This window comes from Burkholderia torrens, assembly GCF_984668525.1.
Window position 1 is genome coordinate 1,005,534 of sequence record NZ_OZ480213.1, and the last position, 24,436, is coordinate 1,029,969.

Annotated in this window: 21 protein-coding genes; 7 read left to right on the forward strand and 14 right to left on the reverse strand. The window is 67.8% G+C overall.

Going from position 1 to position 24,436, the window contains the following annotated elements; translation table 11 throughout:
* Nucleotides 1-60: 60 nt before the first annotated feature.
* The 5 genes from AC5LXX_RS34780 (at nucleotide 61) to AC5LXX_RS34800 (ending at nucleotide 6,689) form a co-directional block, all read left to right on the forward strand.
* Nucleotides 61-1,500: an APC family permease gene (locus AC5LXX_RS34780; protein ID WP_493413716.1), complete on the forward strand. Its 1,440-nt coding sequence runs from the start codon at nucleotides 61-63 to the stop codon at nucleotides 1,498-1,500.
* Between the two features lie 261 nt (nucleotides 1,501-1,761).
* Complete coding sequence (locus AC5LXX_RS34785; protein ID WP_493413717.1) at nucleotides 1,762-3,207, forward strand: aldehyde dehydrogenase family protein; 1,446 nt, start codon at nucleotides 1,762-1,764, stop codon at nucleotides 3,205-3,207.
* A 62-nt stretch (nucleotides 3,208-3,269) separates the two neighbouring features.
* Nucleotides 3,270-4,634, forward strand: a complete 1,365-nt coding sequence (locus AC5LXX_RS34790; RefSeq protein WP_493413718.1) for an aspartate aminotransferase family protein — start codon at nucleotides 3,270-3,272, stop codon at nucleotides 4,632-4,634.
* A 150-nt stretch (nucleotides 4,635-4,784) separates the two neighbouring features.
* Complete coding sequence (locus tag AC5LXX_RS34795; protein WP_493413719.1) at nucleotides 4,785-5,348, forward strand: cytochrome b; 564 nt, start codon at nucleotides 4,785-4,787, stop codon at nucleotides 5,346-5,348.
* 192 nt (nucleotides 5,349-5,540) lie between these two features.
* Nucleotides 5,541-6,689, forward strand: coding sequence for a porin (locus AC5LXX_RS34800; protein WP_493413720.1), 1,149 nt, complete (start codon nucleotides 5,541-5,543; stop codon nucleotides 6,687-6,689).
* Between the two features lie 62 nt (nucleotides 6,690-6,751).
* Here AC5LXX_RS34800 and AC5LXX_RS34805 read toward each other — a convergent pair whose 3' ends face one another.
* Complete coding sequence (locus AC5LXX_RS34805; protein ID WP_493413721.1) at nucleotides 6,752-7,807, reverse strand: porin; 1,056 nt, start codon at nucleotides 7,805-7,807, stop codon at nucleotides 6,752-6,754.
* Between the two features lie 314 nt (nucleotides 7,808-8,121).
* On the opposite strand from AC5LXX_RS34805, the gene AC5LXX_RS34810 reads away from it, so the two are divergent.
* Entirely contained in the window at nucleotides 8,122-8,850 is a 729-nt protein-coding gene (locus AC5LXX_RS34810; RefSeq protein WP_493413722.1) for an IclR family transcriptional regulator, read from the forward strand.
* 54 nt (nucleotides 8,851-8,904) lie between these two features.
* Here AC5LXX_RS34810 and AC5LXX_RS34815 read toward each other — a convergent pair whose 3' ends face one another.
* The 9 genes from AC5LXX_RS34815 to AC5LXX_RS34855 form a co-directional block, all read right to left on the reverse strand.
* Nucleotides 8,905-10,362: an NAD-dependent succinate-semialdehyde dehydrogenase gene (locus AC5LXX_RS34815; protein WP_493413723.1), complete on the reverse strand. Its 1,458-nt coding sequence runs from the start codon at nucleotides 10,360-10,362 to the stop codon at nucleotides 8,905-8,907.
* Nucleotides 10,363-10,445: 83 nt separating this feature from the next.
* Nucleotides 10,446-10,778 (reverse strand): NIPSNAP family protein, encoded by a 333-nt coding sequence (locus AC5LXX_RS34820; protein WP_493413724.1) that lies wholly within the window; start codon nucleotides 10,776-10,778, stop codon nucleotides 10,446-10,448.
* Nucleotides 10,768-12,399 (reverse strand): bifunctional 3-(3-hydroxy-phenyl)propionate/3-hydroxycinnamic acid hydroxylase, encoded by a 1,632-nt coding sequence (locus AC5LXX_RS34825; RefSeq protein WP_493413725.1) that lies wholly within the window; start codon nucleotides 12,397-12,399, stop codon nucleotides 10,768-10,770. Before AC5LXX_RS34825 ends, AC5LXX_RS34820 begins: the two co-directional genes overlap by 11 nt.
* Before the next feature lie 3 nt (nucleotides 12,400-12,402).
* On the reverse strand, nucleotides 12,403-13,281 hold the full coding sequence (locus tag AC5LXX_RS34830) for an alpha/beta fold hydrolase (protein ID WP_493413726.1): 879 nt from the start codon (nucleotides 13,279-13,281) through the stop codon (nucleotides 12,403-12,405).
* A gap of 27 nt (nucleotides 13,282-13,308) precedes the next feature.
* On the reverse strand, nucleotides 13,309-13,914 hold the full coding sequence (locus tag AC5LXX_RS34835) for an amino acid synthesis family protein (protein WP_493413727.1): 606 nt from the start codon (nucleotides 13,912-13,914) through the stop codon (nucleotides 13,309-13,311).
* A gap of 48 nt (nucleotides 13,915-13,962) precedes the next feature.
* A complete protein-coding gene (locus AC5LXX_RS34840; RefSeq protein WP_493413728.1) occupies nucleotides 13,963-14,478 on the reverse strand; it encodes a VOC family protein in 516 nt (171 codons plus the stop codon).
* A gap of 12 nt (nucleotides 14,479-14,490) precedes the next feature.
* Nucleotides 14,491-15,528, reverse strand: a complete 1,038-nt coding sequence (locus AC5LXX_RS34845) for a WD40/YVTN/BNR-like repeat-containing protein (RefSeq protein WP_493413729.1) — start codon at nucleotides 15,526-15,528, stop codon at nucleotides 14,491-14,493.
* 15 nt (nucleotides 15,529-15,543) lie between these two features.
* Nucleotides 15,544-16,356, reverse strand: coding sequence for an SDR family NAD(P)-dependent oxidoreductase (locus AC5LXX_RS34850; protein WP_124455653.1), 813 nt, complete (start codon nucleotides 16,354-16,356; stop codon nucleotides 15,544-15,546).
* Between the two features lie 49 nt (nucleotides 16,357-16,405).
* Nucleotides 16,406-17,986 (reverse strand): acetolactate synthase large subunit, encoded by a 1,581-nt coding sequence (locus tag AC5LXX_RS34855; protein WP_493413730.1) that lies wholly within the window; start codon nucleotides 17,984-17,986, stop codon nucleotides 16,406-16,408.
* A 393-nt stretch (nucleotides 17,987-18,379) separates the two neighbouring features.
* Between AC5LXX_RS34855 and AC5LXX_RS34860 the strand changes: the two genes are divergently transcribed.
* On the forward strand, nucleotides 18,380-20,485 hold the full coding sequence (locus tag AC5LXX_RS34860; protein WP_493413731.1) for a TonB-dependent siderophore receptor: 2,106 nt from the start codon (nucleotides 18,380-18,382) through the stop codon (nucleotides 20,483-20,485).
* A gap of 31 nt (nucleotides 20,486-20,516) precedes the next feature.
* On the opposite strand, the gene AC5LXX_RS34865 is transcribed toward AC5LXX_RS34860, so the two are convergent.
* From AC5LXX_RS34865 to AC5LXX_RS34880, 4 genes are read right to left on the reverse strand one after another with little or no spacing between them, the layout of a single operon-like run.
* A complete protein-coding gene (locus AC5LXX_RS34865; protein ID WP_493413732.1) occupies nucleotides 20,517-21,770 on the reverse strand; it encodes an arsenic transporter in 1,254 nt (417 codons plus the stop codon).
* Between the two features lie 37 nt (nucleotides 21,771-21,807).
* Nucleotides 21,808-23,073, reverse strand: coding sequence for an MFS transporter (locus AC5LXX_RS34870; RefSeq protein ID WP_493413733.1), 1,266 nt, complete (start codon nucleotides 23,071-23,073; stop codon nucleotides 21,808-21,810).
* A gap of 21 nt (nucleotides 23,074-23,094) precedes the next feature.
* Nucleotides 23,095-23,643 (reverse strand): hypothetical protein, encoded by a 549-nt coding sequence (locus tag AC5LXX_RS34875; protein WP_493413734.1) that lies wholly within the window; start codon nucleotides 23,641-23,643, stop codon nucleotides 23,095-23,097.
* 42 nt (nucleotides 23,644-23,685) lie between these two features.
* Nucleotides 23,686-24,435, reverse strand: coding sequence for a hypothetical protein (locus tag AC5LXX_RS34880; protein ID WP_493413735.1), 750 nt, complete (start codon nucleotides 24,433-24,435; stop codon nucleotides 23,686-23,688).
* Between the last annotated feature and the right edge of the window lies 1 nt (nucleotide 24,436).

Genomic DNA, 24,436 nt, shown 5'->3' on the forward strand with positions numbered 1-24,436 from the left:
TGTCAACAGCACGCCTTTCCTTCCCGCCATCAATGGCGGGGTCTCTCGGAGCAAATTCTGATGAACGAATCGTCACCCCGGTCCGAAGCAGGGCTCAGCAAGAACGCCGTCGGACTTTCGCACATCGTTTTCTTCGTCGTCGCCGCGGCGGCGCCGCTCACCGCGATGGTCGGCGCGACACCCGCGGCATTCTCGCTCGGCAACGGCCCCGGCGTGCCCGGCGTATTCGTGCTGGCGGGCGTCATGTACCTGATCTTCAGCATCGGCTACGCCGCGATGAGCCGGCACATCTCCAACGCGGGCGCGTTCTATGCGTACATCGCGAACGGGCTCGGACGTCCCGCCGGCGTGGGCGGTGCGTTCGTCGCGATCGTCGCGTACAACGCGGTGCAGATCGCGATCTACTGCATGTTCGGCTTCTTCCTGAACGACAGCATCCAGCGGCACTACGGCGTCGACGTGCCGTGGTGGGCGTTCGCGCTCGCGTGCGTCGTCGCGGTCCACTTCTGCGGCGCGCGGCGCATCGAGTTCAGCGGCCGGCTGCTCGGCATGCTGATGATCGGCGAAATCGCGATCGTGATGCTGCTCGATCTCGCGATCGTCGTGCACGGCGCGAGCGCCGGCGGCTTCAGCGCGAAACCGTTCAGCCCCGCGCTGGTGTTCGCGCCCGGGCTCGGCACCGCGCTCGTGTTCGTGCTCGGCTCGTACATGGGCTTCGAGGCCACGGCGATCTTCTCCGAGGAGGCGCGCGACCCGAAGCGCACGATTCCCCGCGCCACCTACCTGGCCGTGATCCTCATCATGGCGTTCTACGCGCTGTCGTCGTGGGCGATCGTCGAGGCCTGGGGCGAAGGCCAGATCGCCGCGCAGGCGGCCCACGATCCGGCCAATCTGTGGTTTGCCGTCAGCGGCCGTCTGCTCGGCGGCATCGCGACGGACGCGATGAACGTCCTGCTGGTCACCAGCCTCTTCGCGGCCATCCTGTCGTTCCACAACACGATCACGCGCTATTTCTACGCGATGGGCCGTGAACGCGTGCTGTGGCGCAAGCTCGGCCATACGTGCCCCGTGCATCGGTGCCCGGACGTCGCCGGCAAAGTGCAGACGCTGATCGCGCTCGCGGCCATCGTCGGGTCGGCCGCGTTCCGGCTCGATCCGTTCGCGGTCGTGTTCTCGTGGATGAGTGCGCTGGCCACGATCGGCATCATCGCGGTGCAGATCCTGGTGGCGACCTCGGTGATCGCGTTCTTCGCGCGCGATCATCGGGACGCCGGCCTCGTGCACCGCCTGATCGCGCCGCTCGTCAGCGTGATGGCGCTCAGTGCCTGCCTCGTGCTGGTCGTGCGCAACCTGTCTGTGCTGAGCGGATCGGATTCGACCTTCGTCGCGATGTTTCCGTATTTCCTCGTCGCTGTCGGCGCGCTCGGCATCCGCGCCGCGCTGCGCTTGAAGCGCAGCGACCCCGACCTGTATCGCGAACTCGGGCGCGCCGCCCAGTAGTCGCTGCCCGGACGGTGCCGCGCCGCACCGTCGTCTCGTTGCGCCCTCCCCGAGCATCTCCCGCTGCCGACGCGACGCGCCATGCGTCGCGCCGGCACGGGTATTCCCTATCCCGATCGCGCGGCAACGATTGCCAATAGCGGACAAGGCTCGCGTTTTCATCGACATACAGTGAATCCGACGTCGAAGCCGGGCCGCGGGCAGTTGCCATCGCCCTCACCGGTTCGGCCCGACGATTCGCCCCTGGGAAACACGGACACCATGATGAAAATTCAGAATCTGATCGACGGCAGGCATTGCGACGCAGCGGCCGGCCGCACCTTCGAAAAGCTGGCGCCGGCGACCGGTGACTACGTGGCCGCCGTGCCCGCGTCGACCGCCGAAGACGTCGATCGCGCGGTGCGTGCCGCGCACGCCGCGTTGCACGACGACGCGTGGGCCCGCGCGGGCGGCGCGGCCCGAGCCCGCTGGCTGCTTCGGCTGGCGGACCTGGTCAAGCGCAACGGCGACGCGCTGACGGAATTGCTGGCCGTCGAACAGGGACGTCCGCTGGCCGAGATGCGCATGATGGACCTCCCGATGTGCATCGACACGCTGCGCTACTTCGCCGGCTGGGCCGACAAGCTCGAAGGCCGCACGATTCCGACCGACGGCTTCATGGGCCGCCCGACGCTCAGCTACACGCGGCGTGCGCCGGTCGGCGTCGCCGGTCTGATCATTCCGTGGAACGCGCCGCTGATGATTGCCGTGTGGAAGCTCGCGCCGGCGCTGGCGGCCGGCTGCCCGGTGGTCATCAAGCCGTCGGAGGACGCGCCGCTGGCCGTCGCCCGACTCGGCGAACTCGTCTGCGAAGCCGGCCTGCCCGCCGGGGTCGTCAACATCGTCCACGGCGTGGGCGCGGAAGTCGGCGCAGCGCTGGTCGCCCACCCGCTCGTGAGCAAGATCAGCTTCACCGGCAGCACCGAAGTCGGCCGCGCGATCGCTGGCGTCGCAGCGAAGACCTTCAAGCGCGTCACGCTCGAACTCGGCGGAAAGGCCGCGCAGATCGTGTTCGCGGATGCCGATCTCGACCGTGCGATTCCTTCGCTGATGGCCGGCATGTTCGCGAACCAGGGGCAGACGTGCGCGGCCGGCTCGCGCGTGCTCGCGCACCGCTCGATCGCCCCCGCACTCGAAGAGCGGCTTGCCGACGCGGCCCGGGCGATGCGCGTCGGCCCGCCATCGGAGCCCGGCGTGCAGATGGGTGCGCTCATCAACCCGCGCCACCTCGCGCGCGTCCGCGCGCTCGTCGACGGCGCGCTCGCCGAAGGAGCGGTCCTGCTCGCCGGCGACGAGCAGGTGCCGCCGCGCGGCTGCTTCATGCGCCCGACGATTCTGGGCGGCGTCCACCCGGGCATGCGGATCGCCCGCGACGAGGTGTTCGGCCCGGTCGGCATGGTCATGCCGTTCGAGACCGAGGACGACGCCGTTCGCATCGCCAACGACACGCCGTTCGGTCTCTCCGCGTCGATCTGGACGCAGGACGTCGGCACCGCGCACCGCATCGCCGAGCGGCTCGACGTCGGCGCCGTCGCCATCAATGCATGGAGCCCGATCGACGCGCGCCTGCCGTGGGGCGGCACCAAGCAAAGCGGGATCGGGCGCGACCTGTCGAAGGCCGCGCTCGATTCGTACCTCGAGGAAAAGATCGTCACCGCAGCCCTGTGACCCTGCGGCGCACACCGCGCCGCCCCCTGTTCAAGCACTTCGCAAGAGAGACGAGAGACACCATGGACTATCAAAAGCGTCAAAAACGATTCTGGCATCCGATGAGCTCGGCGGCCGCCGGGCATACGACCCCCACCCTCATCATCGAGCGCGGCGATGGCAACTACGTATACGACGTCGAGGGCCACCGCATGCTCGACGGGGTCGGCGGCCTGTGGAACGTCAACGTCGGCCACAACCGGCCGGAAGTGAAAAGCGCGATCGCCCGCCAGATGGACAAGCTGTCCTACTACCAGACCTTCGACGGCGTCGCCCATCCGCGCGTGTACGACCTGGCCGACCGCCTGTGCGCGATGTTCGCGCAGGAAGACATGCAACGGGTGATGTTCGGCAGCGGCGGCTCCGACGCGATCGAGACCGCGCTCAAGATGGCGCGCCAGTACTGGGTCGCCGCGGGCGAGCCGTCGCGCACGAAATTCCTGTCGCTGCGCAACGGCTATCACGGCGTGCACATGGGCGGCACGTCAATCGGCGGCAACGGCGTCTACCATTACAATCACGGCCCGCTGGTGCCCGGCTGCGTGCTGCTCGACACGCCGTGGCTCTATCGCAATCCGTGGAACTGCGACGATCCGCAACAGCTCGTCGAGCACTGCATCCGGCAGCTCGAGGAAACGATCGCATACCACGGCCCGCAGACCATCGCCGCGTTCGTCGCCGAACCGGTGCAGGGCGCCGGCGGCCTGATCGTCCCGCCCGCCGATTACTGGGCCCGCGTGCGCGCCGTGTGCGACCGGAACGGCATCCTGCTGATCGCCGACGAGGTGGTCACCGGTTTCGGCCGCACCGGCAGCCTGCTCGGCAGCCGCGGATGGGGCGTCGCCGCCGACATCCTGTGCGTCGCCAAGGGCATTTCCGCCGGCTACGTGCCTCTCGGCGCGACGCTGTACAACGGGCGTATCGCCGACGCGATCGAACATGGCGCGGGCTTCTCGCACATGGTCATGCACGGCTATACGTACAGCGGGCATCCGCTCGCCTGCGCCGCGTCGCTCGCCGTGCTCGACATCGTCGAGGCCGAGGATCTGCCTGGCAATGCGGCACGGGTGGGCCAGCGCCTGCTCGAGCAATTGCTGCCGCTGAAGGCCGACTTCGAGACCGTCGGCGATGTCCGCGGCAAGGGGCTGATGCTGGCGCTCGATCTCGTGACCGACAAGGCCAGCCGCACGCCGCTCGATCCGGGCAAGGGGTTCGCGGCGCGCGTGGCGGATGCGGCGCGCAAGCGCGGCGTGCTGGTCCGGGCGATCGCCAACAAGGTCGTGATGTCACCGCCGCTCACGCTGCAGCAAAGCGAAGCCGACTTCATGGCCGTGACGCTGCGCGAAGCATTGCAGGAGTGCTGCGTGGATTCACTGGCGACCGCCTGATCGCGCGAAACAGCCCGTCGCACGGGCGTTTCGTCGAGGTCCGTGCGCATCGCCATCCGGCCTCGGTTCGACGAAGATCGGCGCGGGACGTCGAAATGGACGGTCGGCATCCCGACGGTCGCAGTATCGTTTCAAAGGAAGACAAGTCAAATGGAAAACCAGGCCATTGCATTCACGGCGGAGAAATACCCGCTCGCGCTTCGGCTGCTGCACTGGGTCAGGGCGATCCTGATCGGCGCGCAGCTCTGGACCGGATGGACGATGGTCCGGCTCGACGACAACCTGCCGGCCAAGTTCGACTGGTACTACCCGACCCACAAGGAGTTCGGCGTGCTCACGCTGCTGGTGGTCATCACGCAACTGGCGATTCGCTCGATGAAGCCGCTGCCGCCGCTGCCATCCACCCTACCGAAGCTGGACCGGAAGCTCGCCAAGATCGGGCACTACCTGTTGTACGCGCTGGCGATCATCGTGCCGCTGATGGGTTATTCGATGTCCAGCACGTATACGCAGAGCGACGGCGTGCCGTTCTTCTTTTTCCGCGTCCCCGAGCTGCTTCCGAAGAACGACCACTGGTTCGAGGCATTCCAGTGGCTACACAAGACGCTGGCCTACACGCTGCTCGCGCTCATCGTGCTGCATGTGCTTGGCGCGCTGAAGCACCGGTTCTTCGACCGCAACCCGGAAAACGACGTGCTGCGGCGGATGCTGTAACGCCGCCACGCGGAACCGCGCGCCCGGTGAGGCGCCGCATTCGGTCCGCTCGATCGCGGCGGGTCGATTTTCCTTTCAATAAATATTTCGTTTTACTAACGACAAACGGACCCGCTGCACGCGTCCGGCGCCGACGCACGCCGTCGGAAACCGTGTCGCGCCGCGTGGGCCGTCGACACCTGGAGATCGACGATGAAGAAGAAGATTGCGGCCGTATCGGCCGCCGGCGCCATGGGTTTCTGCCTGACGGCCCATGCGCAAAGCACCGTGACGCTGTACGGCCTGATCGACGAAGGCGTCAATTTCACGAGCAACGCGGGTGGCAGCAAGGCGTACCAGATGGTCAGCGGCGATACCGTCGGCAGCAACTGGGGGCTGAAAGGGACCGAGGATCTCGGCGGCGGCCTGAAAGCTCTGTTCCAGCTCGAGAACGGTTTCAACGCGAGCACTGGTGCGCTCGGTGTGACGTCCAGGATGTTCGGCCGGCAGGCGTACGTCGGGCTCGATTCGGACCGGTTCGGCACACTCACGTTCGGCCGCCAGTACGATCCCACGCTCGACATGTGGAGCACGTTCACGGCCACCGGAAACTGGCTCGGCGACTTCGGCGCGCACCCGTACGACAACGACAACGCCGACTGGGACTACCGCATCCAGAACAGCGTCAAGTATGTGTCGCCCACGGTCGCCGGCTTCAAGGGCGAAGTGCTCTACGGCCTCTCGAACCAGGCGGGCGGCTTTGCGCGGAACCGCGTGTACAGCGCCGCGGTGCAGTACCAGATGGGCGCATTCTCCGCCGCCGTCGCGTACCTGAAGGCCAACAACGGCGGCGCGACCGCGAGCGGCGCGCTGTCGAGCGACGATACGGTCTTCAGCGGCCGCTCGCAGCAGAACATCGATGCCGGCGCATCCTACAAGTTCAGCGACAAGCTGACGCTGTCCGCCGCGTATTCGCACGTCGACGTGTACAGCCCCGAATCGAATATCTACTTCGCGAACCAGCCTGCGGCGGGCTCGCAGCACGCGTGGAAATTCGACAACTTCGAGGTCAACGGCCAGTATTACTTCCGGCCCGACTTCTGGTTCGGCGCCGCCTATACGTATACGCGCGCGCATGTCGCGACGGCGGCGAGCGATGCATCGCCGAGCTGGCACCAGGTGTCGACGATGCTCGACTACGACCTCAGCAAGCGGACCTCGACCTACATCCAGGCCGCGTACCAGCATGCGGCCGGCAACACCGGCACCGCCTTCGACTACGCGCACGTGCTCGGCACCGCCGGGCAGTCGTCGGGTCGCAATCAACTGGCGTTGCGCGTCGGGATGATGCATCGCTTCTGAACCCGGCGGAAAAACACGGGCTCGCGTGCGGCATGCGCGGCAGCCCGTGTTTTCCCGCACCATCAGAACTGATGCCGCACGCCGAGCCGAACCGCGGTCTGCGTCGAGCCGGACGCCGCCCCGCCGAGGGCCGCCTCGACCTGGGCGCCGTAGGCACTGTCGTGCCCGCGTGCGAATACGGCATAAAGGCCGGTACGTTTCGACAGTGAATAGTCGGCGCTCAACGTGACCTGATTGGCCGAGCCGATATCGCCGCCGCGCTGCTGGTACTGGAACCCGCCGCCCAGTTGCAACGACGGCGTGAGCGCATAGGTCAAGCCGCCGTCGTAGGTTGTTGCCCGCAACGGTGCGGCGGCACTGATCCGCACGTCCGACACCATGCCGAAAACGCGGAACTGGCCGAAGTTGTAGCCGGCCCCGCCCGAGAAGTTGCGCAGATTGCCGCCGGACGTCACGTCGTGCTGGCCGAAATAGGCGAGCGCGGCGCTGAACGCGCCTTGCGTGTAGGACAGCATCGCGCTTTGCACGCTGCTGCGCGCGACCGTGCCGGGCACGTTGCCGAATCCCCACATGCCGCCGAACGCCACGCCGCCGAATGTCGGGCTCACGTACTTCACCGCATTGTTCACCTGGACGCCCCACACGCGGTTGTCGAGCGCACCGCCTGCCGACGCATTCGTCGGCAACCCCCACGCGAGCAGGCCGGCCGGCGTGTTCGCGCCGATCGCGAAAGCCGGCAGGAGATCGCCGACGAAATCGAACTGTCGCCCGAGCGTCACGGTCCCCCAGTCGCCGCCGAGCCCGACGTACGCTTGCGAACTGAACACGGAGCCCGGCACGGTCAGCGCGCCGTCCGAGGTCTGGAACTGGCTTTCGAGCCGGAACACCGCATAGTCGGCGCCGCCGAGATCCTCCCTGCCCGTCAAGCCCCACACGTCGTTGCGCGACACGCCGGCCTGCAACGCGAGCTGGCGCCCGCCATGCGGGGCAGACGCCACGTCGCTCGTATAGGTCACACCCGTGTCCAGCGAACCGTAGAGCGTCACGCTCGATTGCGCGAATGTCGGGGCAACGGCACCGCAGCCGCACAATGCCACCATCCGGAACCACACTTTCATCTTCTTCTCCTCATTGAAATTTCGCGGCCGATGCCCGCGTGAACCGACCGGCTCGGCAGCCACATCGATTCAATGCGATTTCATTTCGCAAAATAGGAATCCATAGCAATTGATAGAGAAACGATCCGCCTCGACGCGCCGGAACGCTTACCGCACATGCATCGATGCGGCTCCGGTTGCCGCCCGCACGACTTACGTTAGACTACGGCCTGTCGCCCGCGGCCCTCGTACTCCGTGCCGCAGTGCGGCAATCCGAAACCGCATTCGTCTTTCCCGTTCCATTGCCGCAAGCCGCCTGAATCCCGGATCACGTCATGTCGAGCCTCACCAAAATGCTGTCCATCCTCGACGTCTTCTCTTCGTCGGCGACGTCGATGACCGCCGAGGAAATCGCCGAACACATGGGCTTTTCGCGCACCACGTGCTATCGCTACGTGAAGGAACTGGCTTCCGTCGGCCTGCTCGTCGGCACCAACGGCCGCTATACGCTGGGCCCGCGCATCATCCATCTCGACTACAACATGCGGCAGTCGGACCCGACGCTCACCGCCGCGAAGCCCGTCATCCAGAAACTGGTTCAGGTCACCGGCGGCGATGCACTCGTCTCGACGCTGTTCGACGAGCAGATCATCAACGTGATGCACGAAACCGGCGCCGAGAACCTGCAGCTGGGCTTCGGCCGCGGCCGCATCATGCCGCTGTTCCAGGGCGCGTCGTCGAAAGTGATCGTGGCTGCGATGTCGCGCGCGCGGCTGAAGCGCCTGCACGAACGGCACAACGCCGAGCTGGGCGAATTCGCGGCCGACTGGACACAGTTCTGGCGCGCCTGCCAGCAGATTGTCGACGCGGGCTACTGGATCTCGCGGGGCGAGCTCGACGCCGGGTTCGTCGGCATCGCCGCACCGATTCGCACCGCCAGCAGCGGCGAGGTCAACAGCAGCCTGTCGCTGATCTTCCGCGCCGAACACTTCGCGCTGTTCGACGAACACGTACTCGGCAAGCTCCTGATCGACGCCACCGCACAGATCGGCGGCGCCACCTGAGCATTCGACCGTCGTCACGTTCAACGCCGCGCCCGACGGTCCACGTGCCCACGGTCAGTTCATCTGCGTGATGAACTTGGTGAGCAGATAGCCGTCGAACGTCTCCGTTCCGCCCTCACTGCCGAAGCCGCTGTCCTTCACGCCGCCAAACGGGATCTCCGCCGGCCCCATCCCGAAGTGATTGATGTTGACCATGCCGGCTTCGAGCGCCCGGCCGATCCGGTGTGCATTGCGCGCCGAAGCGGTGAACGCGTACGACGCGAGGCCGAACGGCAAGCGATTGGCCTCGGCCAGCGCATCATCGAGTTCTTCGAACGGCACGATCCCGACGATCGGGCCGAACGGCTCCTCGTTCATCAGGCGCGACTCGCGCGCCGGGCTCAGCACGACCGTCGGCGCGAAGTAGTGCCCCGGCCCCGCCGCCGGCACGCGCGCCCCGCCTGCGGCAATCTCGGCCCCCTTCGCCTTCGCGTCGGCGACGAACGCGCCGATCTCGGACACGCGTCGCGCGTGCGCGAGCGGCCCCATCGTGGTCCCCTCTTCCAGCCCGTAGCCGACGCGGATCTTGCCGACCGCTTCGAGATACGCGGCGACGAACCGGTCGAACACCGGGCGTTGCACGAAGAAACGCGTCGGCGATACGCACACCTGCCCGGCATTGCGAAACTTGTACGCGGCCAGCATCGTCGCCGCGCGTTCGATTTCGGCGTCCGCGCAGACCAGCACCGGCGCATGCCCGCCCAGCTCCATGGTCATGCGCTTCATATGCGACGCGGCCAGCGCGGCCAGTTGCTTGCCGACCGGCACCGAACCCGTGAACGAGATCTTGCGCACGAGCGGCGACTCGATCAGCTGCCTGGACACGTCGCCCGGTACGCCCCACACGATGTTCAGGCAGCCCGCGGGCAATCCGGCATCGTGAAAGATGCGCGCGAGCGCGACGATCGCGCTCGGCGATTCCTCGGGCCCTTTCAGCACCAGCGTGCAGCCCGACGCCAGCGCGGCCGCGATCTTGTGCATCGCCTGGCTGAACGGGAAATTCCACGGCGAGAACGCCGCGCACACGCCGATCGGTTCCCGCAGCACCGTCTGCGCAACGTCCGGGGAACGCGCTGGAATGACGCGGCCGTAGGTGCGGCGCCCCTCCTCCGCATGCCATTCGAGCTGCTCGGCGGACGACGCGACCTCGGCGATCGCCTCACGAAGCGGCTTGCCCTGGTCCATCGTGATGTGACGGCCGATGGTCTCGGCACGCTCGCGCACCAGCGCAGCCGCGCGGCGCAGGATGTCCGAACGGGCGAGCGGCGACTCGCGGCGCCACGTCGCGAACGCGCGATGCGCGGCGCGCACCGCCGCGTCGAGATCGTCCGATGTCGCATGCGGCAAGTCGCCGAGCACGTCGCCGGTTCCCGGATCGAGAACGGGCTGCGTGCGCCGGCCGTCGGCCTGCAGGAACCGGCCGTCGATATACAGGTGGAGCGACACGTAATCGCGTTGCGCATCAGACGCCATGCGGGAAGTCAGGGGCGTAAACGGGATCAAGACGGATACCTCGGTAGAAACTGCACGATGAGCCGGACAGTGCGACGGTCGCATCACGCGGCCGGTGCCGGCGCACGCAGCAGGCCGCCGATTTCCTGCCGGAGGATCTGGTTGTCCTGCCGGACGAGCAGATGCCGGACCTTGCCGCGAAACGTCCTGAACTCGGGATCGGCCATCAGCACCGCACGACGCCGGGCGCGATCGTCCAGCGATTCGAACGCCCACAGATAGACGAGCTGGTTCAGCGGCCCGATTTCCGTCGCAAAACAACCGACCATCGTGCCGAGCGCCTGCTCCTGCGCGGCGCGCCCGCATTCCGCGTACAGCCGCAGATATTCGGCGACGCCGCCCGGCACCAGCGTGTAGGTGCGTTGCTCAACAAACATGTGCTTCCTCCGGTTGTCGCGGCGCGAACGCCTGAAAGGCTGCGCTCACGCGGGCCATGCCCACGGCATCCGTCTGCGCCGCGACGTAGCGATCCGGGCGCACCACCACGAGCGGGCCGGCGTGCCGGTCGAACCAGTCCGCCAGCGCGTTGTCGACATCCTCGACGCACGTGCTGCCGTGGGTGCTGGTCACCCGCCGCGCGCGGCCGATGCCGCTGCGCGAACGACTGACCTGGACGAACGTCGCGCCCAGCGCCGCCCAGTACGCACGATCGTCGTCGCTCAGGCACGCCTGCGGATCGCATTGCCAGCCGACGATCGAGAACCACGGGCCCAGCACGTCGTCGAGCTTGCGGCGCACGCCGTCGGCCGTTTCGACGTCGGGCTGCGTGATCATCCTGCCGACTGAATCGCCCGGAGCCCCCGGCAGCACAATGCCCCGCGTATAGCTCGGCATCGGCTTGAAACGCATCTGCAGGATGTAGTCCTTCAGGCCCGGCGCATACCGCGCGAGCCCGAGGAAGCAGTCGCGCAGGAACGCGACGAGCCGGTTGGTCGGCATCAGCATCGCGCCGAACGTGTCCGCCAGGTCGATCATCGCCTTCGCATGGTCGCGCCGCTCCGATTCGTAGCTGCCGATCACGCCGGGATGCAATGTGCCGTTGACGACGCCCGCCAGTTTCCACGCGAGATTGCCCACGTCGCGCAAGCCCGCATTCAGGCCCTGGCCGACCCACGGCGGCGTCAGGTGGGCGGCATCGCCGACAAGCGCCACGCGACCGACCAGGAAACGTTCGGCGAGGCGCGAATGGTGCGTATAGGTTCGCGCGCGCACGATCTCGATGCGATCGACGTCGTCGACGTACGGCGCGATCAGCGCGCGGATCGACTCCGGTTGCGCGATCGCCTCTTCGTCCTCATGCGGGAACACGAGAAACTCCCAGCGCCGGAAATTGAACGGCAGATAGATGCAGACGTTCGGGCGGCGCGGGTCGCAGTTCAGCGCCGTGCACGGCTGGTCGAGCCCCGCGTTCTTCACGTCGACCACGACCCATTTGATCGGATGCGTCGTGCCGGCCAGCTTGACGCCCAGCAGCTCGCGCATCGGGCTGCGCCCGCCGTCGGCCGCCACCACGTAGTCGGCCTCCAGCGCATACTGCTGCCCGTCCGCGCGGCGCACCTGCAACGTGACGCGCGCGTCGTCCTGTTCCACGCCGACCACTTCCTCGCTGGTCCGCAGCGACACGTGCGGATAACGGGCCAGCCCGTCGCGCAGCGTCCGCTCGGCCAGTTGCTGCATGAAGATGTTGCGCCGCCACCAGCCGAATTCGCGTCTCGACGGGCGGATGTCGGCAAAGCATTCGCCGTTCGCCTTGAACATGCGCAGCGGCACGTTCTGGATGATGTCGCGGCTCAGTTCGTCGGCGAGGCCTGCGGTCTGAAACATCCGCAATGCTTCATCGTCGATACCGACCGCGCGCGGAAATTCGACGATCTGCGGCGCCTTCTCGACGATCACCGTCGCGACGCCATAGAGGCCCAGCAGGTTCGCCATCGCCACGCCGTTCGGGCCCGCGCCGACGATCGCGACCGAGGTCCGTTCCGGATTGTTCGCTTTCATGCGTCAGCCTCCCGTGCGCCACGCCGGATCGTCGAGACGATCGAGCCACGTGCGCAATGCGTGGTTGAACGCAGCCGGCTGATCGTCGTGCACGTAATGCGTCGCGCCGGGAATGTCGATCCGTTCGATTTCCGCATTGGCGGCCGCCATTTCGGCCGCCACGTCCGCGGACAGGAAATCCGAGTCACCGCCGCGCAACAGCAGCGTGGGCACGTGCAGGTTCAGGACCAGCGGCCACAGATGGACGAGTTGCTCCGGCGTCGCGGTCAGCCGGGCCGCCGCGATCCCTTCCGCGTCGTGCCGCCACACGATCCGTCCGTGCGCATCCTCTTTCAGCGAGTGCGCGATACGCGAATCGAGCGCGGATTCCGCGATGTTCGGCCGCTGGCGCCGCCAGAACGCACGCGCGTCGTCCCACGATGCGAATGCGTCCGGCGTGTCCTGCAGCTCGCGCTTGATGCGCTCCGAACCAGGCGAGCCGGCCGACGCACCGGGGCCCATGTCCTCGATCACGAGACCCGCGAGCCGTTCCCGCTGTGCCGCCGCGTAGACGAACGCATTGGCGCCGCCCATCGAGTGCCCGACCAGCACGAATCGTCGCAGGTCGAGCGCCTGTACCAGCGCGTCGAGATCGCGCACGTAGGCGGCCGCGTAGTAGTCCCGGCGAGGATCCCAGTCGCTCAGCCCGCGCCCGCGCTGATCGAGCGCGACGACCCGGTAGCGGTCGACCAGCATATCGGCGACGGGCGCCCAGGTCTGCGCATAACTGCGCAGGCCGTGCAGCATCACCACGGTCGGCGCATCGTCGCGCCCCCAGCTTACGAAGTGCAGCCGCAGCCCATCGTTGTCGACCCATCCATCCCTGGCGGATGCCGTGTTCATCATGTGCTCCCCGGCTGGCATGCGCACTCAGACCAGACCGTCGCGACCGACGATCTCGCTCGCCTTCAGGCCGCCGAGCCGCGCGTGCAGCCGGCCGCGCGTCGCGAATGCAAAGATCACCAGCACTTCGTCGTCGTTGGGCGCATCGGGAAACAGGCACGTCACCGTGTCGTAGTGCGAGCGCACGTAAAGCGCATCCTTGTGCGCGAGCGGCACGTCGATCACCGTATTGATCGGGCCGCGCTTGCCGCTCGACGGCACCCACGATTTCCCGCCGCCCAACGCCGCCCGGATCGGCTCCGCGAAGATCGACGTGAGGAACGCGTTGCCGTGTTCGTATTCGCCGGCCGAGCCGACCAGACAGGCCTTGCCGTAGCTCTCGATCGCGCGGCCCACGGCGAGTTCCTCGATGCGTCGTGCAAACTCCTTGCCGAGCGCGGGCGACGGGCGCACGAGATCGTCGAGGTTTTCGCTGAATCGCCCCGCATACGGGTTGTGAACGGCTGCTGCGATCACGATCTTGCGCAGCGGCTCGCCATCCGCGAGCTGGCCGGATTCGTTCGCGAGCGAGTCCTCGATCTGCGTGTACCACTTGCGGATATGAAAACCTTCGAAATTGGCGGTCTTGCTCATCAGTATTCCTTTATAAAATGTCTATGATGCGTACTGAAAGGCAGCGACTCAGTCGAACAACGGCTCGAGCTCGACAGGATCGCTCGGCGCGTTGTAGCGATGCAGCACGCGCTTGCCCTCTTCGTCGTCGGTGACGGTCTCGCAGAAGAATTCGAGCCGGTTGCCGTCGGGGTCCGTGAAATACACGCCGATCCCGACCTTGTGATCGGTGATCTTGACGATCGGCACGTGGCGGCGAATCAGCATCCCGTACAGGCGGCGCAATTCGGTCAGGCCGCCGGCGATTTCGAGGCCGTAGTGCTGCAGGCCGATCGTGCCGAGTTCGGCATCGGACGCCGCGCGAATCAGCGCGATATCGTGGTGCTTCTGGCCGAACGACATGAACACCCACTGCTCGCCGCGCGCGGTTTCCGTCATGCCGAGCACCTCGGCGTACCAGGTGCTCGAGTGAACGGGATCGCGCACGAACAGCGACAGGTGGGTGCGCTGCACGCACGGAATCGGCAGCGGCAGGCCGCTCGCGTTCGCACGTTCGGCGTATTGCTGGATATCGGACGGTGTCATCGCTCGCTCCGCTCAGTGGGTCGACTGCGCGTGGGCCACGAGCGGCGCTTCAAACGGGGTCCACGCCACGGCCGTGATCTCACTGAAATCGCGCCATTCCTTGGTCCAGTGCCGGCCGCCGTCGCGCGAACGGAACAGGTGTCCGTACTTGGTGCCCGCATAGACGAGCGCCGGCTCGGCCGCATGGACGCCGAACGCCCAGAACGTGGAGTTCGGCGGCGTGTGCAGGTCCGTCTCGCGCCACGCGTAGCCGCGATCGACCGAGCGGTAGATGCGGCTGCAGGTGCCCGGCGTGCCGTCGCCGATCGCCATCAGCAGTTCGCCGTCCGGCGTCGGCAGTTGCACGACGGTCCGTGTGTAGTACAGCCCGTCGAAGCGGTCGCGCGACTGCTTGCCGTCCCACGTCAGGCCGTCGTCCTCGCTCACGTACACCGCGTTGACCGTCAGCAGCACCGTGGTCTTCGGCTGGCCTTGCGTGGCAGGCAGCACGGCGATCGCGTGAATGTCGCTGTTGCGGATCGCGCTGCCCGGGCCGTCCACGCGCGTCCAGCTCGCACCGGCATCCCGGCTGCGCCACGCGCCGCCCTCCTCCACGCCGTACCAGACGTTGCGACCGTCTTCCGGGTCCACGCAGATCGTCAGCAGCCGCGGACGATTGACGCCCGAGCAGAACTCCGGGAACTCGGGCGCCGTTCTCGCCCAGGTCACGCCCGCGTCGCTCGACTTGTACAGCGCGGCGCGCGACGGCGCGCCGGTGCCCGCATAGAGCACCGCCGGGTTCGCCGGATCGATCGCGATGGACCAGACCGTCTGCCCGTTCAGCAGGTTCTCGGGCCGAAACCAGTGCGCGCCGCCATCCTCGCTGATGCACAACCCCGAATCGGCGCCGGCATAGACGCGCGACGGCGTCGCGGGATCCACCGCGAGCGCGCGCACGATCCCGTCGAACTCGATCGGCTCGGCGAGCCCGAGGCGATGCCAGGTCTTGCCGTCGTCGTTCGAGCGCAGGATGCCTTGCCCGGCCGTGGCGACCAGTACGGTTGCGGTCATGAAATGCTCCTTGTGTCAGAGAAAAATGCCGCGCGTGAGCCCGCCGTCGCAGCCGATCGATTCGCCGGTGATCGAGCCGGACTTCGGCGACGCGAGAAACGCGACGATCCACCCCATCTCTTCCGGCTGCAGCACGCGGCGGATCGGCGTGACCTTCACGTAGTTGGCCTCGACCTCCGCGGCCGTGAGCCCCTGCTTCTGCGCTTCCTTCTCGTAGAGCTCGTGGATGTGCGGCGTCTCGACGACGCCCGGGTGAATCGTGTTGACCGTGATGCCGAACGGGCCGAGCTGGTCGGACAGCGTCTTGGTCAGGTGCACGATCGCCACGTTGCGCATGCCGGACAGTTGCTTGCTGCCGCGGCCGGTCAGGCCGCCGATATTGACGATCCGGCCGAAGCCGTTGCGCCGCATGTAGGGCGCGGCCGCCTTCGCGCAACGCAGGTAGCCGACCACCTTGATATCGATGTCCTGCAGCAGCCCCTGCGGGTCGGCGTTTTCCAGCTCGGCCCGTACGAGCCCGCCCGGGTGCGCGGCGCCGTTCAGCAGGATGTCGAGCCGGCCGAAGCGCTCGACGCTCGCGGCCATCGCCGCTTCGACGGACGCCATGTCGGTCGTGTCCAGCGTGACGGGCAGGATTGCGCCGGCCGCGCTGCCCAGCGGCGCGAGCGCCGCGCGAATCTCGGCGGCCGCGACTTCGAGGTGTTCCATGCGTCGCGCGGCGATCGTGACGTTGACGCCTTCGCGCGCCAGTTCGAGCGCGACCGCCTTGCCGATGCCCATGCTGCCGCCGGTGATGAGCGCGGCTTTTCCGTGCAGTTGCAGATCCATGTCGATGAAAGGTGAGAGTCGGGATTGAAGAAAGGAGCGCGTTGCGCGATCAGGACAACTGCATTTCGATGAGCGTCGGCCCGTCGGTGCGCGCGAGCGCGCCTTCGAGCGCCTGCGCCAGCGCCTGCGTCGTGCTCGCGCGTTCGGCCGGCACGCCATAGCCGCGCGACAGCGCGAGCCAGTCGATCGGCGGGTCGTCGAGCAACGTCAGGCGGCTCGCGTGCGGCGTGTCGGCCGGCAGGCCGCTGCGCGCGAGCTCGGTCTGCAGGATCCCGTAGCGCCGGTTCGATGCGATCAGCATCACGATCGGCAAACGCTCGCGCGCCATCGTCCACAGCGACTGGATCGTGTACTGCGCACTGCCGTCGGACTGCAGCGCGAACACGCGGCGATCCGGGCACGCGACGGCGGCGCCGAGCGCCACCGGCAGGCCCTGGCCGATCGCGCCGCCCGTGTTCGTGAGGATGGTGTGGCGACGCGCGCGCGCCGAGGCGGTCACGAACGGATAGCCGCACGTACCGCCCTCGATCGACACGATCGCATCGGCGGGCAACGCATTCGCCAGCACGCGGCCGACGGCCTGCGGCGTGAGCGGGCCGTCCTCGATTGACCAGCACCCGACTGGCACGCCGCCGGCGTGCTCCGGCGCGCCGATGCGATCCGCCAGCGCTTCGAGCGCATCGTCGGCCGCGTCGCCCGGTGTGGCGAGCGTCACGATGTCCTCCGGCCGCGCGAGTTCGCCCGGAATGCCTTCGTAGCCGAAGTACGTGACGGGCGCGAGCGCGCCGGCCAGCACCACGCGCCGGCCGGCCAGCGCCGCGAGCGCCGGCTCGGGGAAATAAGGCAGCCGGTCGATGTCCGGCAGGCCGCCGCCGCGCTCCGCCCGCGCCGGAAAAGTTTCGCTGAAGCAGGTCGCGCCGGTCGCCGCCGCGATGCGCGCCGCCGCACGCTGCCCTCGCGCCGACAGCGCGCGGGCGCCCATCAGCAGGACGGCGCGCTGGCCACTGAGCAGCAGATCGGCCACCCGTTCGACCCGAGCGGCATCGAACGACACCGCGGCCGGGCGAACGACGGCGTGCGATGCCGCATCGCGCACCTTGACCGACTGGAGATCGACCGGCAGCACGAGCGTCGCGACGCCGCGCTGCGTGCCCATCGCAGCAGAAATCGCGTCGGCCGTATCGGTTGCAAGGTCCGTGTCACGCGCCACGCTGCGATACCACACCGACACCGGGCGGGCGAGCGATTCGATGTCGGACGTCAGCGGTGCGTCGTACTTCAGATGCTCGCGCGTGTGATCGCCGACGATGTTCAGGATCGGCGTGCGGGCGCGGCGCGCATTGTGCAGATTGGCGATGCCGTTGGCGTGGCCGGGCCCGAGGTGCAGCAGCGTCATCGCGGGCTTGCCGGCCATGCGGCCATAGCCGTCGGCGGCGCCCGTGCACACGCCCTCGAACAGCCCGAGGATCGAGCGCATGCCCGCCACGGTGTCGAGCGCACCGACGAACGGCATCTCGGTCGTGCCGGGATTGGCGAAACAGACGTCGACGCCGGCGTCTCGCGCCGTGGTGAGCACGACGCTCGCCCCGCTGCTTGCTTCGGTCACGCTGTCCAACTGTGGGATGTTCATGCGGATGCTCGACGGGTTTGGCTGAAGTGTTTTTACTATAATCCCGAATTACGGGATTTGTCAAACAACCCATTTCACTTTCGAGATCCAGGCAGGTCGACGTTTACGCTGAATTTCTCGCCACTTCATTGCTATAACGAGGCCACGGCGTCACCCAATTCCAGCCGCAACACGATTAATTTCCCACAATTCGGAATTTCAAGAAACCCACACATCGGATCGCTCGTCTCCTTGCGCCCCACCGTTTCACTTCCCGCATCAAATCTCAAAATTACGATTGCAAATGCCTCTCATTTGCATTAAATTGCCGCGCAAATGTACTGTTTGGAACACAGATGCCGGCGCCAGGCCGCCCGCCGTGCCCGAACGCGAATCACACAAAAAAGGAGGGGTATGAGCAGGAGGAACTGGGCGGCCGCACCGATGGCCATCGTCGTCGGCACAGCCGGCATGGGCGCCGCCGACGCGCAGGAAACGGCGCTGCCCACCATCGAGGTGTCCGCGCAACGCGCGACGGCGCCGTTCCGCACGCGCGAATCGACGAGCGCGACGCGCAGCGAGGCCGACGTGATGGAGATTCCGTTCGCGGTCAGCAGCGTCGATACGAAGCTGATCCAGACCGTGGCCGCGACGCGCGGCGACGATCTTTACGACTGGGTCGCGGGCGTCTCGCGCCAGAACAACTTCGGCGGGCTGTGGGACAACTACGCGGTGCGCGGCTTCGCCGGCGACGGCAACACGTCCGGCACCGACTACCTGGTCAACGGCTTTTCGTGGAACCGCGGCATGAGCGTGCCGCGCGACACCGTCAACCTCGAGCGCATGGAAGTGCTCAAGGGACCGGCGTCCGCGCTGTACGGCCGCGGCGACCCAGGCGGGATCATCAGCTATACGACGAAGCAGCCGCAATTCGCACGCGCGAACACGATCGGCGTGTCGGCCGGCAGCTACGGCGCATTGCGCCAGACCCTCGATTCGACCGGCTCCGTCACGAAATCGCTGGCGTACCGCTTCGTCGCGATGAACGAGAACAACGGCAGCTTTCGCGACACGGTGTCGAGCAAACGCTACCTGTTCTCGCCGTCGTTCACGTGGGACATCGGCGCGGACACGACGCTCCACTACGAGTTCGAGAGCGCGCGTCAGAGCGCGCCGCTCGATCGCGGCGTGCTGGCGGTCAACGGCCAGCTTGGCGTGATCCCCGCATCGCGCTTTCTCGGCGAGCCGCGCGACGGCGACTACGACGTCCGCAACACGGGCCACCAGTTCACGCTCGAGCATCGCATCGATTCGGCCTGGTCGATCAACGCCGGCGTCGCGCAGCGCAACACCGACCTGTCGGGGCGCTCGTCCGAGGCGTTCGCGTTGCAGCCGGACGGCCGCACGCTGTGGCGCCGCTACCGGCAAGTCGCGTTTCACTCGAACGACCTGCAAGGCCGCCTCGAGACGACCGGCACGTTTCGCACGGGCGGCATCGGCCATACGCTTGTGATGGGCGTCGATGCGTATCGCTTCAACTACGACCAGTTCGTCACGCGCTCCACGCCGACGGCCGCAGCGCCGTATGCGATCGACATCTTCGATCCGGTCTACGGCCAGCCCGCGCCGACGCCGCGCACCGCGACCAACCTGCTCGAACGCGACGACGGTCAGGGCGTCTACGCGCAGGACACGCTCGCATTCGGGCCGCACTGGAAAATCCTGGCCGGGCTGCGCTGGGATCGCTTCCACCAGTCGATCGACAACCGCCTGAAGGGCGTGACGACCAGCCAGTTGCAGACCGCGGTGAGCCCGCGTATCGGTGTCGTCTACGAAATGAGCCCCGCGTGGTCGCTGTATGCGAACACCGCGTATTCGTTCCGGCCGAACAACGGCGCCGACATCAACGGCAACGCGTTCGATCCCGAGAAGGGCCACGGCTACGAAGCAGGCGCGAAATGGGCCGGCGCGCGCTGGCTCACGACCGTCTCGGCGTTCTACGTGACCAAGCGCAACGTACTGACCGCCGATCCGGCGAATGCGGGCTTCTCGCGCGCGGCCGGCGAAGTACGCAGCCGCGGCGTCGAATTCGAATGGAGCGGCGACCTTGGCCACGGCCTGCGCGGCATCGCCAACTTCGCGTACGTCGACGCCGAGGTCACGCGCGATTCCGTGCTGGCGTCCGGCTCACGACTCGTCGACGTTCCGCGGCTCAGCAGCAGCGCGCTGCTGATGTACGAGACCACGCTGCCGTTCGCGGACAAGGCCGGCGCCGGTGCCGGCGTGATCTATGTCGGGCGCCGGGCCGGCAACACGGCCAACACGCAGGACGGCTTCGAGCTGCCTGCCTACGCGACCGTGCAGCTCAACGGCTACCTTCAGGTCAACAAGCACTTGCGTGCGTCGGTCGTGCTGAACAACCTGTTCAATCGCACCACCTACGTCAGCTCGTACAACAGCCTGTGGGTCACGCCGGGCGCGCCGCGCAGCCTGTTCGCCTCGCTCGCCTACTCGTTCTAGGGCGGCCGCGGCGGCTGACCGGCTTTGCGCGTCAGCCGCCGACCACGAACCGCGCGGCCAGTGCGAGCAGCAGCGCCGGCAGCATCACGCACGCACCGACCGCGAGGAATTCGCCGAAACCGACCTTCAACCCTTCGCGCCGGATCGCCGCAAGCCACAGAATCGTCGCGAGCGACCCGGTAACGGACAGGTTCGGGCCAAGATCGACGCCGATCAGCATCGCGTCGATCACCGCTTGCGGGCTATGCGCGGCGTCGATCGTCGAGCTCGCGATCAGTCCGGCCGGCAGGTTGTTGATCAGGTTCGACGCCAGCGCGACCGCGACGCCCGCCGCGGCCGCGGCAGCTTGTTCGCCGCCTTGCGTCAGCTCGCGCAACAGCTCCGCCAGCACGCGCACCGCGCCGGTGCGGTCGAGCGTCTCGACGACGACGAACAACCCCGCGACGAGCGGCAGCACGCTCCATGAAATCGCACGAACGATCGGCACGCACGCCGCACGATCCCGCATCAGCACGCACGCGAGCGTGACGACACCCGCCAGCGCGGTGGGCAACCCGAGCGGGCGATCCAGGACCGACACCACCATCAGTGCGACGGCCGTTGCCGCGATCCCCGCCAGCGCGATGCGTCCGCCGCTCGTCAGCGGCTGCACCGGCAGCCCGGACTCGCAACGGCCGGCAAGCGCACGTCGCTGCACGATCCGCAGCATGACGAACGTGCACGCGATCGACACGACGGACGGCACCGCGAAATGCGCGAGCCATACGCCGAGCGACGGCATGCGCGCGCCGTACAGCACCAGGTTCGCCGGATTCGAAATCGGCAGCACGAAACTCGCGGCGTTGGCGACGAATGCGCAGCTGTACAGCAGCGGCATCGGATCGGCCTTCGCGCGGCGCGCGGCCGCGAAGACGGCGGGCGTCAGCACGACGGCGGTCGCATCGTTCGACAGGAACACCGTGGTGCCGATACCGACCAGGTAAACCAGCGCGAACAACCGCCGGGGCGAACCGTGCGCGAGATTGACGACGTGCGTCGCGACCCAGTCGAACAGCCCCTCGCGACGAGCCACCTCGGACAGCAGCATCGTGCCCGTCAGGAACAGGTACACGTCACCGCCTTTCGCGACGGCGTCCAGCGCCTGTGCGACGGGTAGCAAGTTCAACACGACGAGCAGCAGCGCGCCGCTCACGGCCCACGTGGCCTCGGGCCAACCGAAGGGGCGCGTGATGACGCCCGCGGTGGCGAGCGCGGAAATCAGCCAGGCAAGCGAAACAGGATTCATGAGCAAGTCGACAGAGGCATGAGAATCGAAACGGCGTTCAAGACGACGTCGCCGACAGGTCGGCCGGCTTGCCGCACACGCTGCTCAGCGCGCGCGCATGACCGAGCCACAGCGCGAGCGAGCCGGTCGACACGGCACCGAGTACGACGAACGCGGCCGGATAGCCGAAGTGCTGGGCGAGCACGCCGCCCAGCACGGGACTGAGCGCCGCGCCGATCCCCTGCGCGGTCGCGACGGCGCCCTGCCCGGCATTCACGCGGCCGGAGCCATGCAGCAGGCGAACGACGAGCGCGGGCACGACGACGCTTTGCAGGCCGGCGCCGATGCCGTCGAGCACCTGCACCGGCCATACGCCCGCTTCGCTCATCCACACCGCGGCGACCACGCCGCGTACCGGCAGCACGAGGTACGAGAACAGCAACACGCGCCAGTAACCGTGCGAGCGAATCAGCCGGGGCGCAAGCCAGGCCGCCGCGATCATCACGCACTGCGCGATGACGATGGTCTGTGCGGTGAACGCGCTCGCGTTGCTGCGATGCGTGACGACGACGCCCATCCCGTAGAGCGGCAGCATTGCGGCATTGCCGAGATGAAACAGCGCGAGCGACGCGCCGAGCAAAACCAACGGCCGGTTTTCGGCAAGCGTGCGCAGGCCGCCGACGCGCGACGTCGACGCCATGTCGAACGCATCGGGATGCGCGGCCGCCGTTCCCGGCGCGGCGCCGGCGGGATCGAGTCCGCGCGCGCACGCATGATCGATCGCCTGCCCGGGAATCGCGAGCGTGCTCGCGATGGCGAGGACCGTAAACGCGCCGACGAGCGCGAACACCGCGTCGAATCCGACGTGCCAGCCGAGCCATCCCGCGAGCGCTGCACCGGCGACGTTGCCGGCATGGTTCGCCATCTGGTTGCGCGCGAACTGCCGATCGAAACCCTGCCGGCGCACGATGCCGAGCGTCACGCCCGCGACGGCCGGCGCGAGCGCCGCGCCGCTGACCGCGGCCAGGATCTGCGACGCCGCCACCGCCGGATAGCCGTGGACGAACATCATCGCCAGCGACGCGAGCGCCGTCGCGGCGGTGGCCACGACGATCAGCGCCCGCTTCGCGCGTACCGCATCGACGAGCGCGCCGGCCAGCGGCGTCGCGGCCATCGCGGCGAGCCCGCCCAGCGTCATGACCGAGCCGATCGCATCGGCGCCCCAACCGCGCGACAGCAGGATGACGCCGACGAACGGGCCGAGGCCCGCCTGCACGTCGGCCAGGAAGAAGTTGAGCGATTCGAGCGCGCGCGCCGGTCTCATGGTCGTGTCACCGTCGCACGCTCATTCGGCATCCGCATCGACGAGCTCGGCGATCTCGCTCACATCGAGCGTCGTGCCGTGCGGCGTGACGACGCCGTGCCCCCACGCCTGCACATGGATACCGGGACGCAGGTAATCGTGCAGTGCTTCAGCCGCATGCGGCGGCACCCGCAGCGCGACGCCGCTGGTCAGCAACGCGCCGTTCAACTCGCCTTTCGGGCCGTGCAGCCCGAACGCGACTTCGCCGCTCAGTTCCATCGGCTGTCGAGCGGCGTGCGTCGGCTTCGGCGGCGCAGCGTGCGCGGGCCCGTCGTCGACGATGTCGACGCCGTCGCGCCCGGTCAGTTGCACGGCCGCGATCATCTCTGCGCGACGCGGCTTGACGCCGCGCACGCGGATGCGGTCGCCGACCGCGATATGGCGCGCCAGTTCGCGGCCCAGGTGCGGCGGCACGTGAACCTGCAGGTCGCCGTTCAGGATCACGCCGTCGATGTCTCCGTGCGGATTGAGCAGGAACTGCGTGACGCGGCCGCGCGTTTCGGGCAGGCAGGCGGGATCGATCCAATGCATGGCAGGACTCCTTTCGATGGATTTCGGAACAGCGCCGCGCGATCAGCGCGCGACATCGTCATAGAGATTCACGACATGACCCGGCGCGCCGAACGCCGTCGCCTGCAGCGCTTCGCCGTATGCGTTGCGCGTGCCGTAGCCGACGGCGGCCACGCGCTCGCCGGGTACGAGCAAGTCGCCGAATTGCCGGGCGGCCGGAACGGTCAGCTTGACGACCGCACCGCTGTCGAGCATCACGCCGTCCGGCTCGCCGCGCGGCGCACGCATCACGCGGCGCACGACGCCGGACACGCTCAAGCGGGCGAGGTTGACGCCGCGCAGCATGGGAGGCATGGGCGCGACGGGCGCGGGCGGCCGATCGGACAGCGACGCTCCGGTGCCGTCGTTGCGGACCACGCGGGCGCGGATTTCATCGTCGCCGCGCCGTTCGCCGGCGACCGTGACGCGCTCGCCTGCTCGCACGAGCGCCGCCAGTTGCGAACCGAGATGCGGCGGAAGACGGACGAGCGTGCCGTCGGTCAGCAGGAAGCCGTCGACGGTCCCTTCCGGATTGATCGTCAGCCGCGACAGCGTGCCGGAAACCAGCGCATCCGATGCGGTGTCGTTGCCGGGGCCGGCAGGCAAAAGCGCGCGCGGCCGAGGCGGCGGCGGCGGTGGCGGCATGGCGCCGGCCGGGTCTTCCACACGCGGCGCCGGCGGCACCTGCGCGACGCTGACCGTTGCGACGGCAACGAGCGCGGCAACGCAGAGCGTGCGATACGATCGGCGAACGACGGGCAGGGTGAGCTTCATG

Excerpts from the sequence above, each read along its gene's own strand:
- AC5LXX_RS34855 (WP_493413730.1), bottom strand. The coding sequence starts at position 17,986 with ATGAACATCCCACAGTTGGACAGCGTGACCGAAGCAAGCAGCGGGGCG.
- AC5LXX_RS34835 (WP_493413727.1), bottom strand. The coding sequence starts at position 13,914 with ATGAGCAAGACCGCCAATTTCGAAGGTTTTCATATCCGCAAGTGGTAC.
- AC5LXX_RS34865 (WP_493413732.1), bottom strand. The coding sequence starts at position 21,770 with ATGAATCCTGTTTCGCTTGCCTGGCTGATTTCCGCGCTCGCCACCGCG.
- AC5LXX_RS34830 (WP_493413726.1), bottom strand. The coding sequence starts at position 13,281 with ATGAACACGGCATCCGCCAGGGATGGATGGGTCGACAACGATGGGCTG.
- AC5LXX_RS34785 (WP_493413717.1), top strand. The coding sequence starts at position 1,762 with ATGATGAAAATTCAGAATCTGATCGACGGCAGGCATTGCGACGCAGCG.
- AC5LXX_RS34815 (WP_493413723.1), bottom strand. The coding sequence starts at position 10,362 with ATGGCGTCTGATGCGCAACGCGATTACGTGTCGCTCCACCTGTATATC.
- AC5LXX_RS34780 (WP_493413716.1), top strand. The coding sequence starts at position 61 with ATGAACGAATCGTCACCCCGGTCCGAAGCAGGGCTCAGCAAGAACGCC.
- AC5LXX_RS34810 (WP_493413722.1), top strand. The coding sequence starts at position 8,122 with ATGTCGAGCCTCACCAAAATGCTGTCCATCCTCGACGTCTTCTCTTCG.
- AC5LXX_RS34805 (WP_493413721.1), bottom strand. The coding sequence starts at position 7,807 with ATGAAAGTGTGGTTCCGGATGGTGGCATTGTGCGGCTGCGGTGCCGTT.
- AC5LXX_RS34800 (WP_493413720.1), top strand. The coding sequence starts at position 5,541 with ATGAAGAAGAAGATTGCGGCCGTATCGGCCGCCGGCGCCATGGGTTTC.
- AC5LXX_RS34840 (WP_493413728.1), bottom strand. The coding sequence starts at position 14,478 with ATGACACCGTCCGATATCCAGCAATACGCCGAACGTGCGAACGCGAGC.
- AC5LXX_RS34820 (WP_493413724.1), bottom strand. The coding sequence starts at position 10,778 with ATGTTTGTTGAGCAACGCACCTACACGCTGGTGCCGGGCGGCGTCGCC.
- AC5LXX_RS34870 (WP_493413733.1), bottom strand. The coding sequence starts at position 23,073 with ATGAGACCGGCGCGCGCGCTCGAATCGCTCAACTTCTTCCTGGCCGAC.
- AC5LXX_RS34795 (WP_493413719.1), top strand. The coding sequence starts at position 4,785 with ATGGAAAACCAGGCCATTGCATTCACGGCGGAGAAATACCCGCTCGCG.
- AC5LXX_RS34860 (WP_493413731.1), top strand. The coding sequence starts at position 18,380 with ATGAGCAGGAGGAACTGGGCGGCCGCACCGATGGCCATCGTCGTCGGC.
- AC5LXX_RS34790 (WP_493413718.1), top strand. The coding sequence starts at position 3,270 with ATGGACTATCAAAAGCGTCAAAAACGATTCTGGCATCCGATGAGCTCG.
- AC5LXX_RS34850 (WP_124455653.1), bottom strand. The coding sequence starts at position 16,356 with ATGGATCTGCAACTGCACGGAAAAGCCGCGCTCATCACCGGCGGCAGC.
- AC5LXX_RS34880 (WP_493413735.1), bottom strand. The coding sequence starts at position 24,435 with ATGAAGCTCACCCTGCCCGTCGTTCGCCGATCGTATCGCACGCTCTGC.
- AC5LXX_RS34845 (WP_493413729.1), bottom strand. The coding sequence starts at position 15,528 with ATGACCGCAACCGTACTGGTCGCCACGGCCGGGCAAGGCATCCTGCGC.
- AC5LXX_RS34875 (WP_493413734.1), bottom strand. The coding sequence starts at position 23,643 with ATGCATTGGATCGATCCCGCCTGCCTGCCCGAAACGCGCGGCCGCGTC.
- AC5LXX_RS34825 (WP_493413725.1), bottom strand. The coding sequence starts at position 12,399 with ATGAAAGCGAACAATCCGGAACGGACCTCGGTCGCGATCGTCGGCGCG.